10 protein-coding genes are annotated in these 14,666 nt (G+C 65.5%); 8 read left to right on the top strand and 2 right to left on the bottom strand.

Annotated features, from left to right (window positions below; translation table 11 throughout):
- Nucleotides 1-57 precede the first annotated feature (57 nt).
- The 8 genes from ACWGSK_RS11025 (at nucleotide 58) to gatA (ending at nucleotide 11,753) form a co-directional block, all read left to right on the top strand.
- Entirely contained in the window at nucleotides 58-1,092 is a 1,035-nt protein-coding gene (locus tag ACWGSK_RS11025) for a methionine synthase (protein ID WP_452455762.1), read from the top strand.
- Nucleotides 1,093-1,151: 59 nt separating this feature from the next.
- Nucleotides 1,152-3,416, top strand: a complete 2,265-nt coding sequence (gene ligA, locus ACWGSK_RS11030) for an NAD-dependent DNA ligase LigA (protein ID WP_452455763.1) — start codon at nucleotides 1,152-1,154, stop codon at nucleotides 3,414-3,416.
- A 199-nt stretch (nucleotides 3,417-3,615) separates the two neighbouring features.
- Nucleotides 3,616-5,661, top strand: a complete 2,046-nt coding sequence (locus tag ACWGSK_RS11035; RefSeq protein ID WP_452455764.1) for a putative bifunctional diguanylate cyclase/phosphodiesterase — start codon at nucleotides 3,616-3,618, stop codon at nucleotides 5,659-5,661.
- 172 nt (nucleotides 5,662-5,833) lie between these two features.
- A complete protein-coding gene (locus ACWGSK_RS11040) occupies nucleotides 5,834-6,169 on the top strand; it encodes a hypothetical protein (RefSeq protein ID WP_452455765.1) in 336 nt (111 codons plus the stop codon).
- A gap of 105 nt (nucleotides 6,170-6,274) precedes the next feature.
- Complete coding sequence (locus ACWGSK_RS11045) at nucleotides 6,275-8,575, top strand: TPR repeat region-containing protein (protein ID WP_452455766.1); 2,301 nt, start codon at nucleotides 6,275-6,277, stop codon at nucleotides 8,573-8,575.
- Nucleotides 8,568-9,875 carry an outer membrane protein assembly factor BamB family protein gene (locus tag ACWGSK_RS11050; protein WP_452455767.1) on the top strand — a complete coding sequence of 436 codons (1,308 nt, stop codon included), beginning with the start codon at nucleotides 8,568-8,570 and terminating at the stop codon, nucleotides 9,873-9,875. Before ACWGSK_RS11045 ends, ACWGSK_RS11050 begins: the two co-directional genes overlap by 8 nt.
- Before the next feature lie 81 nt (nucleotides 9,876-9,956).
- Complete coding sequence (gene gatC, locus ACWGSK_RS11055) at nucleotides 9,957-10,256, top strand: Asp-tRNA(Asn)/Glu-tRNA(Gln) amidotransferase subunit GatC (protein ID WP_067602534.1); 300 nt, start codon at nucleotides 9,957-9,959, stop codon at nucleotides 10,254-10,256.
- Nucleotides 10,257-11,753, top strand: a complete 1,497-nt coding sequence (gene gatA, locus ACWGSK_RS11060; RefSeq protein WP_358513544.1) for an Asp-tRNA(Asn)/Glu-tRNA(Gln) amidotransferase subunit GatA — start codon at nucleotides 10,257-10,259, stop codon at nucleotides 11,751-11,753.
- A 76-nt stretch (nucleotides 11,754-11,829) separates the two neighbouring features.
- Here gatA and ACWGSK_RS11065 read toward each other — a convergent pair whose 3' ends face one another.
- Nucleotides 11,830-12,993 (bottom strand): thioester domain-containing protein, encoded by a 1,164-nt coding sequence (locus ACWGSK_RS11065; protein WP_358513546.1) that lies wholly within the window; start codon nucleotides 12,991-12,993, stop codon nucleotides 11,830-11,832.
- 331 nt (nucleotides 12,994-13,324) lie between these two features.
- A complete protein-coding gene (locus tag ACWGSK_RS11070; protein WP_452455768.1) occupies nucleotides 13,325-14,533 on the bottom strand; it encodes a thioester domain-containing protein in 1,209 nt (402 codons plus the stop codon).
- Between the last annotated feature and the right edge of the window lie 133 nt (nucleotides 14,534-14,666).

Here is a 14,666-nt window from a genome sequence, read left to right on the forward strand (position 1 = left end):
GAACGGGTAAACCCCCGTGGTTCACGAATCAGGGCCTGAGGCCGTATTGCTCTAACCTTGGGCAACGTGAGTCAACAGCAGCCCTACCCCTGGCCCGTCGCGTCCGCCACCGGTGTCGGATCCTGGCCCGGCGAGGACCCGGACGAGGCCACGCGCACCGTCCTCGGTGAACTCCCGGACCTTCCACACCTGCCCGAACTCCCCGAGCGGGGTGCCGGCGCCGACATGATCGGTCGCACCGCCGGACTCCTCGTGGACCTGCCCGTGGAGACACAACCCACCGGATGGCGGGTGGCCGACACCCCCGGCCGGGACCTGGTCCGCGCCGGCAGCTTCCTGGCCTACGACCTGGACGCCCTCACCGATCACGCCCACACCTACGAGGGCCCGTTGAAGATCCAGGTGGCGGGGCCGTGGACGATGGCGGCGTCGATGGAGCTGCGCAACGGACAGCGGATGGTCTCCGACCTCGGAGCCTGCCGCGACCTGGCCGAATCGCACCTGGAAGGCGTCCTCGCCCACCTCGCGGACGTGCGCACCCGCGCCCCCGGAGCCCGGATCATCGTGCAGGTCGACGAACCCTCACTACCCGCGGTGCTGGTGGGTTCCCTGCCCACCGCCAGCGGCTTCGGGCTCTTGCCCGCCGTGGACCGGGTGCGAGTGGAAGCGACGTTGCGCGACCTGTTCGCCGCGCTCGACGAGGCCGGCGCGGTACCGGCCGCGCACTGCTGCGCCCCGTCGGTCCCCGTCGACCTGTTGCGGCGCAGCGGTGCCCGCGCGATCGGCATGGACGCGCACCTGATCGACCGCGCCCACGACGAGATGCTCGGCACCGCGGCGGAGGACGGAGTGGGCTTCATGTTCGGCGTCGTGCCCTCGGTGGACGGCCGTGAAATGTCCGACCCCGCGCGTAACGTCGATCCCGTACGCGAGCTCTGGAACCGGCTGGGGTTGGCCCCCGACCTGCTCTCCCGCGCGGTGGTCACCACACCCACCTGTGGGTTGGCGGGCGCCTCGCCCCGGCACGCCAGAGCGGCCCTCAAGGCCGTCAGAGACGGGGCCCGGGTCCTTCGGGACGAACCCCGTAAGTAAGCCTCCCCCGAACCCGCACTCCCCCGGACACCCCCGCGAGAACAACCAGAAAGGCTGCAGTGAGCGCGCCCGACAACACCACTGTTCCCGACGAGGTACGCGCCCGGCACGCCGAGTTGTGTCGTGAGCTGGACGACCACGGCTACCGGTACTACATGGGTGCCCCCATCATCTCCGACGCCGAGTACGACACGCTCATGCTCGAATTGCGCGACATCGAGGACCGCCACCCGATCCTCATCACCCAGGACTCGCCCACCCAGAAGGTGGGGGCGCCCATCAGCGTCGACTTCGCCGCGGTCGAGCACCTGGTGCGGATGGAGAGCCTGGGCAACGCCTTCGACTCCGACGAGCTCAACGCCTGGGCCGACCGCGCCTCGGCGGAGGTCCCGGTCGACGCCTACCTGTGCGAGCTGAAGATCGACGGGCTGGCCGTGGACCTGGTCTACGAACGGGGCCGCCTGGTACGGGCCGCCACTCGTGGCGACGGCCGGGTGGGCGAGGACATCACCCTGAACGTGCGCACCATCGGGGTGGTCCCCGAGCGGCTCGACGAGAGCGTGCGGGCCGCCCCCGAACTGCTGGAGGTGCGCGGCGAGGTCTTCCTGCCGGTGGAGGCCTTCCACGAGCTCAACAAGCGCATCGCCGACGAGGGGTCGCACGCGCCGTTCGCCAACCCGCGCAACGCCGCCGCCGGGTCGCTGCGGCAGAAGGACCCGCGGGTGACCGCGACCCGACCGCTGTCGATGATCGTGCACGGTGTGGGCGCGTACGTCCCCGCCGGGTACAGCGAGGCGGAGGGTGGCTGGGGCGTCGACTCCCCGGAGAGCGCGCCGCAGGAGGTGAAGCTCACCAGCCAGTCGAAGACCTACACCCTGCTCGGCGAGTGGGGGCTGCCGCTCAGCGACCGGTACAAGGTGGTGGCCACCATGGACGAGGTCCGCGAGTACGTGGGCCACTACCAGGAACACCGGCACGATCCCGCCTACGAGATCGACGGCATCGTCGTCAAGGTGGACGACTTCGGGTTGCAGCGTCGGCTCGGTTCCACCAGCAGGGCACCGCGCTGGGCCATCGCCTACAAGTACCCGCCGGAGGAGGTCACCACCAAGCTGGTCGACATCAAGGTGGGCGTGGGTCGCACCGGCCGGGTCACCCCGTACGGGGTCATGGAACCGGTGTTGGTCGCGGGTTCGGAGGTGGAGTTCGCGACCCTGCACAACGCCCAGGAGGTGGCCCGCAAGGCCGTGCTGATCGGTGACACCGTGGTGTTGCGCAAGGCGGGCGACGTCATTCCGGAGATCGTCGGCCCGGTGACCGAGCGCCGCGACGGCACCGAGCGCGAGTTCGTCATGCCGCAGGAGTGCCCCGAGTGCGGCACGAGACTGGGGCAGCAGAAGGAGGGCGACGTCGACCTGCGCTGCCCCAACGCCCGTTCCTGCCCAGGGCAGCTCCGCGAGCGCATCGCCTTCATCGCCGGTCGCAAGGCCCTGGACATCGAGGCGCTGGGGTACGTGGCCGCCACCGCGCTCACGCAGCCGGTGGAGCCGGCCGACCCGGCGCTCAAGGACGAGGGCGACCTGTTCGACCTCACCGTCGACCGGCTGTTGCCGATCCGCACCTACGTGCTGGATCCGGACACCACCGAGCCCAAGACCGATCCCAAGACCGGGGACCCCAAGGTCGTCTCCTTCTTCGCCAACCTCAAGGGCGAGCCGAAGAAGACCGTGGAGAAGCTCTTCGACCAGCTGGAGGAGGCCAAGAAGAAGCCGCTGTGGCGGATCCTGGTCTCCCTGTCCATCCGGCACGTGGGCCCGCGCGCGGCCGAGGACCTGGCCCGGCACTTCCGGTCGATGGACGCCATCCGTCAGGCCTCCGAGGAGGAACTGGCCGCGGTGGACGGTATCGGCCCGACGATCGCCAAGTCGGTGCGCGAGTGGTTCGAGGTGGACTGGCACGCCGAGATCGTCCGCAAGTGGGCGGACGCGGGCGTGCGCATGGAGGACGAGGGGCAGGCCCCTGGTTCGCGGTTGCTGGAGGGGGTGTCGGTGGTGGTCACCGGTTCCCTGGAGGGCTTCACCCGCGATGGCGCCAAGGAGTCCATCGCCGAGGAGGGCGGTCGGGCCACGAGCTCGGTGTCCAAGAAGACCTCGTTCGTGGTGGTGGGCGACGCCCCCGGTTCCAAGTACGACAAGGCCGTGAAGTTGGGTGTTCCGGTCCTGGACGAGGCGGGGTTCCGGACCCTGCTGGAACAGGGAGTGGAGGCCGCCGAGAGCGTGCGGATCAATCCGCAGGAGGAACCCGAGGAGGACGCGGGGGAGTGAATCCCCTGGTCAGGGCGTGACGAGAAACGGGCGGGCACACCCCGCCCGTTTCCTTCTGTTGGGAGTGACCAACAAATTGGTTAACGCATAGTTCCTGGCATGCGACAGTTGGTGACGAAACCGCGTAAGCTGGGCGCCAACGCACCGGATACGGACCCGCCCGTATCTCGGATTACGGTCATGAGGTTCGAGGACACGGATGAAGGACCCCATCGCTACCCGGGACGTCGGGCCCCGCGCCGGTACCCCGCTGTGGCTCTACATGGCGGGAACCACCGCCGCCGGGGCCCTGCTCTTGGGCGTCTCCAGTCTCGAACTCGGCATGGAACAGCTCATCCTGCTCAGCCGGGAACCCCTGGTCTGGGTCATGTTGTGCATGGTGGTGCTGGGCGAACTCAGACCCATCGCCATGCCCGGACAGTCCCCGGGCTCCGGCGCGCCCACCTCGCTGCCCTTCACCTTCGCGCTCGTCATCTTCTACGGGCTGCCCATCGCCGCGATCGTCCAGTGCTCCGCCACGATCGTCGCGGGTGTGGCCCGCGCCCACGCCCCGCATCGCACCGCCTTCAACGCCGCCCAGTACGTGCTGTCCCTGGGCGTGGCCGACGCCGTCCTACGCCTGGTCATGCCCGAGCTCGTCACCACCCCGTGGGTACCGGTGGGCGGCGAGATCGTCGTCATCGCCCTGGCCGGCGCGGCCTCCTTCGTGGTCAACCGCATCCTGGTGCTGTGCGCCGTGGCCATGCACGAACGCGTGCCGCTGCGCCAGGTCATGTTCAAGGGACTGCGCCAGCAGATCTACGTCAACGGGGTACTGCTCAGCCTGGCCCCGCTGATCGTCATCGCCATGACCCACTCGGTGCTTTACGTCCCGCTGTTCGCGTTCCCGCTCGGAGCCCTCTACACCAGCGCCCTGCTGCTGGTGAAACGCGACCACCAGGCCAACCACGACGAACTCACCGGGCTGGCCAACCGCAAACTCCTCACCGTCCGGTCGCGCCGCGAGATCGTCCGCGCGCACCAGGAGGGCACCAGGGTGGGCCTGCTCATCCTGGACCTGGACAGGTTCAAGGAGGTCAACGACACCCTCGGCCACCCCACCGGGGACCGGCTGCTGCAGACCCTGGCGCAACGACTCACCCACAGCGTGCGGCCCAACGACCTGGTGTCCCGGCTGGGCGGCGACGAGTTCGCGATCCTGCTGCCCAAGGTCCGCGACACCGAGTCCGCCCGCGAGGTGGCCCTGCGACTGCGCGGCGCCCTCGCCGAACCGGTGCGCCTGGAGGGCATGGACTTCGACCTTCAGGTCAGCACCGGCATCGCCCTCTACCCGGACGACGCACCCGACTTCGAGTCGCTCATGCAGCGCGCCGACGTCGCCATGTACGTGGCCAAGACCGACCGCACCGGGGTGGAGTCCTACGACCCGGGCAAGGACCGTAATTCCACCGCCCGCCTGAGCATGTACAGCGAGCTGCGGCGCGGGCTGGTCGACGGCGCCCTGGAGATGCGTTACCAGCCCAAGGTCGAACTGGCCGACGGTCGCGCCATCGGTCTGGAGGCTCTGGCTCGGTGGCGACACCCCTCCCAGGGGCTGCTCACCCCCGACGAGTTCCTGCCGATCGTCGAACACTCCAACCTGTTCAGGGCCTTCTCCGCCCAGGTCCTGGACATCACACTGGCCCGCGCGGCCGATTGGCACGCCGAGGGTCTCACCCTGCCGGTCTCGGTCAACCTGGGCGTGCGCGAACTCCTCGATCCCGAGCTGCCCGACACCGTCGCGGCGGCCCTGCGCGAATACGGGGTGCCCGCCGAACGCCTGGTCCTGGAGGTCGGTGAACAGTCCCTCATCAACGACCCGGAGGCCGCCACCGAGGCCGTGGAACGGCTCCGGGCACTCGGCGTGGGATTGGCCCTGGACGACTTCGGCACCGGACACTTCACCCTCGCCCAGCTCGCGGGGCTGCCCCTGGACGAGGTGAAGATCCACGAGTCGTTCACCACGCGTCTGGCCGAGGAGGCGTCTCGGGGACACACCGTGGTGCGCGCCGCCATCACCCTGGTCCGAGCCCTGGGCATGCGCGCCACCGCCGAGGGCGTGAGCAGCGCGGAGTTGGCCGAGGCCGCCCTGGAGGCCGGTTGCCACTCCGCCCAGGGCCACCACTTCGCCGAACCCATGCACCCCCGCGACGTGCTGCCCTGGTGGACCGCCCACACCACCCCGACCCCCACCGGCCATCAGTGACCGACTGACCGTTTGTGGCCAGGGGGCCCGATCCCGGGTGGAACCGCAGTTCACGAGGGGCACCGAGGTTCGGCTCGCGATGATCGTGGCGGCCACCATGATCACGAAGGGTACGTGGCTGCTAACTTAATCTGCATCCCATTTTGTCGGTCATGACAGAGGATGTTCCCCTATGCCCTTGCACGAAGTGGGCGTCAACGTTCAGGACGCCTATGGAGCGGGTGCCTCGGCCGAAGAGTACGCGTCAGCGTTCAACGGCCTGCACGACGACTTCAACGATGTCCTTTCTTCGGCTTCGGCCGCCTGCGCCGACGATCCGAGGGTCGGTGGTTGGTCGGATTACGGGGAAGAGCAGGCCGAGGCCATAGCCAGAGTCGAGAATCACGGGGTTGCGCTAGCGGAGAACGTTCAGGGCGGTGCATCCGAGACGGCGAATACCGATGGCCAGGCATCAGAGGTCTATAACTCGGCGGATGCGCCGATGGCGCGCCCTGTCAACCTCCAATAATCGATTCTTTTATTATTAGTCAACTCGGAAATCAGGAAGATTCGTGTATTTTTCCCCACGCCTTGCGAGATCGACACTGGAAAACTCGATCAAGCCGCAGACGACATGCTGGAAATCGTCGGCCGGATCACCGGAAAAAGCGGAGATCTAGAGTCACTGTTCACGGGCGCCGCGTTAGAGTTCTCCGATCTGATCGCAGAAAATCTTTTGTCCACCGCGAACGAAAATCATTCGGCATGGAGTTCGGCTCTGACCTCCTACTGGCACGTTTGGGGGGTCGTGACCAAGTGGAGTGGTGAAGTCGAACGCTACCAGTCGCGGATCGCTGCCCTTCAGGAAGAATGGGATACGGCAGTCGGTAATAACTTCGGTTTCCCAGAGGACGATGCTGGTGGAATCGAAGCACGTAGAGCGTTGGCAGGAGTCCTCAATGACCGAGCTCAGGGTCACTGGGAAACCCTGGAGGGAGAGGCAGAGGATAACTCTGAAAACCTGAAGGGTGGGCCAACCGTGTCCAATCTTCGAGAGTTGGTCGACGCCGGGGTCCTAGGGTTTGCGGCGTACAATTCCACCCGGCAGATCATGTACTACCCGTCCACGTTCGATACTGGAACGAGGGACGCTGAGAACATGGCTGATTATCTGACCGGGGAAAAAGAGCTTGATGATGAGTACTATCGGCTTTTGGAGCAATTGGCCGCTCTCACTGCTCTTGCTGGAGACGCAAAACGCAATGGAGGCCAGCCTCGGGGTTATGAACTCGATTATCTAGAGGAATTCTATGATGCCCTGGATGAAGAGGTTGAAGGAGGGGTGGTCGAACTTCCCGGGCAGATCGATGGTGAGCATCTGAGTGACTCGCAAAGAGAAAATGCTCTTGGCGCCTTGGGTGACGGGCTTCTGGTGCTTTCTGATGAGGCTGTCGGAGGTGGTTATGATTCCGTTCCTGCAAGCGTCCAAGATGTTCTTGGAGGGCCGGATTTCAGTACTGACCAAACTGGACGTGGTGCTGGAGATATCCTTCAGAACTGGCGGGATCAGGCTGCGGGGTTGGGTGAATTGTTTGTTCATGCTGATGAAACATTGGAGGCTGGTGCGGAGTTCTCCACTCGTTTGATAGATGCTGTTTCCAAAGAAGTGGATCGTATTAGTCATCTGCCGGGCCAAGGCGCGACCGATGACAACGCTATGTCCATACTCCTGGAAGTGGCTACACGCAATGATGATGCGAACTATGCATTGCTCACAGGAGAGTACCCGGAAGGGGTGGATGCCCCTCTTTCTTGGGGCGGGCCAAATGCGGATAGCAACCGAGAAAATGCGCTAGTGCACCTGTACACCCATGATTGGGGGGACGATGGGGCAGCGGTGCGCGAGGTCACTGATTGGATTACGGATGGGCCTGCTGATGGGGATGACGATACTGAAGGACATCGCCGCGAGGATGCATTGGAAGCGCTAATGGTTCTTATGGAAGACACTGACTTCCAGGAATCCCTTTTTAATACGGGGGAACATGTGACCGATGAAGACGATGTCACTTGGCATAATGTCTCGGTCGGTCATTTGAATCCAGAATTGGCTGATGGATTTGCTGATATAGTCATTTCCTTCCAAGATGCCTTTGCTAACACGGATGGTCTTCCCGGAAATACTCCCCTCGGGTATGGGCAGGGCTCGGAGTTTGACCCAGAAGTCCGCGTTGCGTTCACGCAGCTTGCTGTTGGTGATCCCGATGCTGCAGAAAAATTGTATACCGAAGTTTTGCTTAACTCCGCGGAATCCATGGAAGAGTACTCGTCTAATACGGGAAAAAGGGATCCAGATATCCCTATCCAATCTTCAAGTTTTCAGACGCTAGTCGAGGTGGCGCTGCTCAATGAAAGTTCGGCGCGTGGGGCGAATGACCAAGAGTTTGCGGACTATCGAAATAAAGTCAGTGGTTCAGTCATTAATGCACTAGGTGGTTTTGGGGGAGATCGTGGAGCTTCTGGCCTTTCTGTGGAGCTTGCCAAAATAATTGCAGCGGAAGTTTTTGAAGTCACGGAAAGTGATTCTGGTACTCGTGTTGAAGTCAGAGGGTCATGGGTGGAGTCGGAGCGTATGATGGGGTACGCCCTTGGTGTTGCCGCAGAGAGGGACCCTGATCTTATGGCCGAATTGGAAGAGGAAGGCATTGCGCAGAGGGATGGCTCTGGAAGCCTCTATGTTCCGCCGGATCATAGTACATGGGGGGTATCTGGTTCTGATGCTGATATTCAAAAGTATTATGGTCAAATTGATGACCTTCCGTGGCCAGATGGGGAGAGTAGTACTCGTGAGGCTGTGGAAAATTTCGTAAGGGCGTTTCAGCTTACTGAAGAAAAATGGAACGACCATCTTAATAGTAAAGGTGAGGATGAATAAGTTGCGGGGTGGAGTGTTTTCGGGTCAGGCGTGCCGGATTTTTAATTATGGAAAAAAAGAAGACGCAAGGCTTGGGTATTCTCGTGTGCTTCCTGTTCTCGGGACGCTGATTCTGGTGGCTGGATGTTCGATTCCGATGAGTTCTCACAGCACCCATGAAGCCGGTGATCCTCCGGAACATGTGGGATCGGTCAGTGAGGTCGCGTGGACTTGGGAGCCTCCTGATGGTGAGCGGCGGTCCCTCCGGGAAATAGGTGAAGGGGTCGTCGTGCTCTCTGAGAACGGTGCCTTCGCTTTGTCCGGGGAAACCGGTGAGGAGCTCTGGTCATACTACGAACCAGATCGGGAATTCCTCGCCGAGGTCACCGATGACGGTGAATTCGTCGTGCTCCGCGAGGAGGAGACATCTCGCATGGTTCTCTTGGAGAGCGATACCGGTCGGGTCGCGCATGAGGCCGATTTTGACCTGTCCGAAATCGACCACATATACCGGGTGCAGAGCGGGAACCTGTTCGAACCGCTGCGCACTATCACCGGGGGATCCTGGATTCTTCGATGGGAGGACACGGTGTTCTCCCACGACCTGGAAACGGGTGATGAAGTGTGGATGGTTCAGGACCTGGCACGTTGCTCCGGTGAGGGCTCCGTCGATGACATTGATGTGCGGGATGACTCGGTGGTGGTCGCGACCACCTGTCACGAGGAGTCTGAGGACGATGATCCGAGAGATGGCTTCACATCGGAACTGGTCGGACTCGACACGGAGACCGGTGAAGAAGTGTGGAGAGTCGAACATTCCATCGGTCGCCGCTATCAGGATTCGTTGGAGCGCACCATCGACTCCCGCTCAGGTGCTCTGGTGTACATCGATTTTCACTACCCGTATCCACCCTTGGGATACTCCCTCCTTGACATCGAGGCGGAGAAGGCCACCCACCTTGAGACGCAGAACCTGCTGTGGGTCTCACCCGACGGCTCCAGGTTGGGGCTTTGGGACGTCGAGACCGATGAGTATCGGATCCAGGATCGATCGGGTGAGGTCGAGCGCACTCTGAGGCCCGAGGCCAGGGCCGAGGGGATCAGGGTCGGGCTGGAGGGCGGAGTGCTCTACCTGAACGAATGGACGGAGGACGCCTCCGTCTCCGAGGGGTTCGGACGATTCGACGGATTCGATGGGGAGTCCACGTTCATGTGGGACAAGAACGAGGGTCTGAGCGTGTACGAGGCGCTGGACGTTCCCGGTGCGGTGGCGGTCTCCTACACGGCCGAAGGTGAACCGGGTGTCATGGGACTCAGGTGACGGGGAACGGGACCGTGACACGGGCGGGGGCCAATAGGATTGTGCTGATCACCCGTCCGCCGAAGAAACGGTTCTCAACTGATGACCGCCATCACCCGCGATGAGGTCGCGCACCTCGCCCGGTTGTCACGGCTGGCGCTCGACGAGGGCGAGCTCGAAACGCTCGCCGCCCAGCTCGGTGACATCCTCACCGCCGTGGCCAAGGTGCAGGAGGTCGCCCAGGGCGACATCCCGCCGAGCTCGCACGCCCTGCCGCTGACCAACGTCTACCGCCCCGACGAGGCCAGGAACGGCCTCACTCCCGAGCAGGCCCTGGCCGGAGCCCCCGCGGTGGAGGACCAGCGCTTCCGGGTCCCGCGGATCCTTGGGGAGGAAGAGTAGATGAGCGACGTCATTCGTCTCAGTGCCGCCGAACTCGGTGCCGCGATCAAGGCGGGAGAGGTCTCCTCGGTGGAGGCCACCACCGCCTACCTCGACCGGATCGAGAAGGTCGACGGCGACATCGGCGCCTTCCTGCACGTGGGCCGCGAAGCCGCGCTGGAACAGGCCCGCGCGGTGGACGCCAAGCGTGCCCAGGGCACCGAACAGGGCCCCCTCGCGGGTGTGCCGATCGCGCACAAGGACGTGTTCACCACCCAGGACATGCCCACCACCGCGGCCTCCAAGATCCTCGAAGGTTGGCAGCCGCCCTATGACGCCACGGTCACCGCGCGCCTGCGCGAGGCCGGGATGGTCATCCTGGGCAAGACCAACATGGACGAGTTCGCCATGGGCTCCTCCACGGAGAACTCCGCCTACCAGCTCACCCGCAACCCGTGGGACACCGATCGCGTCCCGGGCGGTTCCTCCGGTGGTTCCTCGGCGGCCGTGGCCGCGTTCGAGGCACCCCTGGCCACCGGAACCGACACTGGTGGTTCCATCCGCCAGCCCGCCGCCGTGTGCGGTCTGGTCGGTGGCAAGCCCACCTACGGCGGTTCCTCCCGCTACGGGATGATCGCCTTCGCCTCCTCCCTGGACACCCCGGGCCCGTTCGCGCGCAACGTGCTGGACGCCGCCCTGCTCCACGAGGCGTTCTCCGGACACGACCCGCGCGACTCCACTTCCATCGAGGCCGCGGTGCCGCAGGTGGTCGAGGCCGCCCGTAACGGCGACGTCGAGGGCCTGACCGTCGGCGTGGTCAAGGAACTGGACAACGACGGCTTCCAGCCGGGTGTGCGCCGGCGCTTCCGCGAGACCGTGGAGCTGCTGGAGTCCCTGGGTGCCAAGGTCGTCGAGGTGTCCTGCCCCAGCTTCGACGCCGCGCTGAGCGCCTACTACCTCATCGCGCCCAGCGAGGCCTCCTCCAACCTGGCCCGTTTCGACGCCATGCGGTACGGCCTGCGGGTGGGCGACGACGGTACGCGCAGCGCCGAGGAGGTCATGTCGCTGACCCGCGCCCAGGGCTTCGGTCCGGAGGTCAAGCGCCGGATCATGCTCGGCACCTACGCGCTGTCCAGCGGCTACTACGACGCCTTCTACGGCAGCGCCCAGCAGGTCCGCACGCTCATCAAGCGCGACTTCGAGGCCGCTTTCGAGAAGGTGGACGTGCTGGTCTCGCCGACCACGCCCACCACGGCCTTCCCACTTGGTGAGCGCGCCGAGGACCCGATGGCGATGTACCTGGCCGACCTGTGCACGATCCCGTCCAACCTGGCCGGGAACGCGTCGCTGTCGGTGCCGTGCGGCCTGGCTCCGGAGGACGGCCTGCCGGTCGGCTTCCAGATCATGGCGCCGCCGCTGGCCGACGACCGTACCTACCGGGTCGCGGCCGCCGTCGAGCGCGCCCTGACCGACCGGGACGGTTCCCTGATCGCCCGCAGCCCCTACGCGGTCGCCTAGCGGCCGGTTCGGCATCACGAAGGCCCCGCACCCGTTCACGGGTGCGGGGCCTTCGGGCTGTTCGGGGCCGGGTGGGTTACTCGCCGGCCTGCGCCCTGCGGCGGCGGGTCAGATACATCACGCCCGTGCCGGCGGCGATCGCGACCAGGGCCGCGGCGACCAGGGCGATCACGGCGTTGCCGGTGAAGGCCAGACCGCCGGAGGTGGGTGTGGCGGCCTGGTCGGCCACCGGCGACGGGTCGGCTTCGGTGGTGGCCTCCACCTCCGGCGGGGTGCCGCCCGCGGCGTCCCACGCGATGGTGGCGGTGTCACCGATGACGATCTCGCTGTCCTCGGCGGAGATGAGCGTCTGGGTGGGCTCTTCGGAGTCCTCGCCCTTGAACAGGCGACCGGTCTCCACCGCAGCGGTCGTCTCCAGGACCAGCGTGGCCTCGCCCGCTTCGGCGTCCGCGGGCACGGAGAAGGCCACCACGTCACCGTCGGACACCTCCTCGATGGTGTCGCCGCTGTCGGCGTCCACCACCTCGACCCCGTCGGGTCCCTCCACACCGACCGGGATGCTCTCCCCACTGGTCTCCACGGTGAACTCGCCGATGGTGTCCCCGGCCAGTCCGGAGTCCGCGTCGGGGCTGACGGTGAGCGGCGAGGCCGGCTCGTTCGGAAGTTCCTCGGCGTTGTCGATCAGGTGCCGGTACAGGTGTGTGACGTTTCCGGCGTTGACGTTGGTGTCCAGTTGGGGGCCCTGCTCGACCCGGTCCAGGTCCACGCCGTTGCTGAAGTGCCAGATGGCCGCCTGGGTGGCGGTGAGCGCCTCGGACTCGGTGAGCCTGGCCATCTCCGCCTCCTCCTGGAGATCCTCCACGTCCACCACCGGATAGGAGTTCTTCAGGATCCAGTGCACCTTGCCGGGATCGGTGAAGTCGCCCCGTCCCGGGTAGTTCTCCCACTGGTCCTCGCGGTACCAGGCGTCCTCGACCAGCCCGGTGCGCACGTCGATGCAGTAGGTGGTGAGCCGCTGGTCGCTCTCCTCCAGGTGGACGTTGAAGGTCGCGGTGGTGGTGTAGGGCTCGCCCGCCATGGTTACGGCGTGCCCGTGTTCGGCGACCCCGGTGTACCGACCCTCGACGGAACCGCGGTAGGGGGCGGGTTCGGCGGAGGCGGAGCCGGTCACGGAGAGGGGGACCAGGGACAGGGTGAGAGCGAGGAGAACGGAGGATGCGCGGCGGAACACGTGCGTCACTTCTCTTCCTGGGAGGTTGCGGAGAGAGGCTTTCACACTGGGTCACATGGAACAACGGATCTATTACGAACTGGCCGGTATCAGCCATTCGGACGACCACGGGTAAACCAAAGGGGCCCGCCCCCGTGCCATGCACGGGAACGGGCCCTATCGTTCAGCGCCGCCGCTTCGCTTTGGCGTGTTCGGGCGCCCCAAAAAGTCAGGAACCTTCGGCACCTCTGGTGTGATAGCGAAAAAACGTGCTATCCCACCGCCGGCACCTCCCCGGGTTTCCAGAGAACAGGGCCTGACGGCGCCCGAACGGACACTTCTCGCGACCTGGGAAGCGGGCTTAGGCGTCGGTGACGTCAGCGGCGCCGGCCTTGCGCTTGCGGCTCAGGTAGATGGCGCCACCACCGGCACCGAGGGCGGCGATGCCCGCGGCGACCAGGCCGGCCAGCGCTCCACCGGTCACCGGCAGGGTGGGCTCGTCCTCCTTGCCGGGGGCGGGCTTGTCGTCCTCTTCCGGCTCGTCGGTCGGGGTCGGCTTGGGGGCCGGCTCGTCGGTCTCGTCCGGGGTGGGCTCCGGCTCCGGCTCGGGCTCGGGCTCCGGCTCGGGGGCGGGCTGGTCGGCCGCGGCCCACTCGACACCGGCACCGGCCTGGACGGAGGTCTCGGTGTCCTCGGCGGTGATCAGCGTCTGGGTCGGCTTGTCGGGGTCCTCACCCTTGAACAGGCGACCCCGCTGGATGGTGGAGGTGGTCTCCAGGGAGAAGGACGCCTGGCCGGCCTCCGCCTCCTCGGGGATGGAGAAGCCGACCTTGTCGCCGTTGTCGACGGCGTCGACCTTCTCACCGGTCTCGACGTCGACCAGCTCGACGCCCTCGGGGGCGTCCAGGGTGACCGGGATGTCCGAAGCGGTGGTGGAGACCACGAACTCGCCGACGGTCTCACCGGCCTTGCCGGTGGCCGAGTCCGGGCTGACGCTCAGGGACGCCGGCGACTGGGCCAGCTCCTCGGCGTTCTCGACCAGGTAGTCGTAGACGGCCTTCACCGCCGGCTTGTTGCGCTGGTCCAGGGACGCGCCGTTGCTGAAGTGCCAGATGGCGGCCTGGGTGGCGCCCAGAGCCTCTTCGTCGCTGACTCGGATGTTGGTGTCGGCGGCGGAGGCCAGCTCCGAACCGGACAGGGCCGGGTAGCCGTGCTGGAGAATCCAGAGGACCTTGCCGGGCTCGGAGTCGGCGAACGCGCCCTTGCCGGGGTAGTTCGCCCAGTCGTCCTCGTTGTACCAGGCGCCGGACCGGATACCGGTCTCGATGTCGATGCAGTAAGTGATGGCCTTACCGCCGGCCTCGACGTCCAGGTTGAACAGGTTGGTGCCGATGGTGCGCCCGTCCATGTGGACCGTCACACCGGACTGATGGTTGCTCGTGTACTGAGCGCGCACCACGTCGCCGTTGTCGGCCGCGGCGGGGGCGGCCAGACCGAGGGCGAGGAACGCGGCGGCGGAGGCCGCGACACCCGCGCGGGAGAAGGCGCGGGGGGAGGGGGAGAGCTTCAAGTCGTGTCCTGTCGCTAGGTGTTGTGCCACGTGTGTACGACAGCGGGGAGGGAGGAGAACAGATGCCCGAGTGGGCGGAGAGGGTTTGGGCTCTTTGAGCCCGGTGGCACAACAGTACCGATTTGTTCCTGTC

It is taken from the genome of Nocardiopsis sp. NPDC055551, from assembly GCF_053619415.1.

Coding starts and splice junctions, on each gene's coding strand:
- ACWGSK_RS11035 (WP_452455764.1), top strand. CDS start 3,616: ATGAAGGACCCCATCGCTACCCGGGACGTCGGGCCCCGCGCCGGTACC.
- gatA (WP_358513544.1), top strand. CDS start 10,257: ATGAGCGACGTCATTCGTCTCAGTGCCGCCGAACTCGGTGCCGCGATC.
- gatC (WP_067602534.1), top strand. CDS start 9,957: ATGACCGCCATCACCCGCGATGAGGTCGCGCACCTCGCCCGGTTGTCA.
- ACWGSK_RS11040 (WP_452455765.1), top strand. CDS start 5,834: ATGCCCTTGCACGAAGTGGGCGTCAACGTTCAGGACGCCTATGGAGCG.
- ACWGSK_RS11050 (WP_452455767.1), top strand. CDS start 8,568: ATGAATAAGTTGCGGGGTGGAGTGTTTTCGGGTCAGGCGTGCCGGATT.
- ACWGSK_RS11045 (WP_452455766.1), top strand. CDS start 6,275: ATGCTGGAAATCGTCGGCCGGATCACCGGAAAAAGCGGAGATCTAGAG.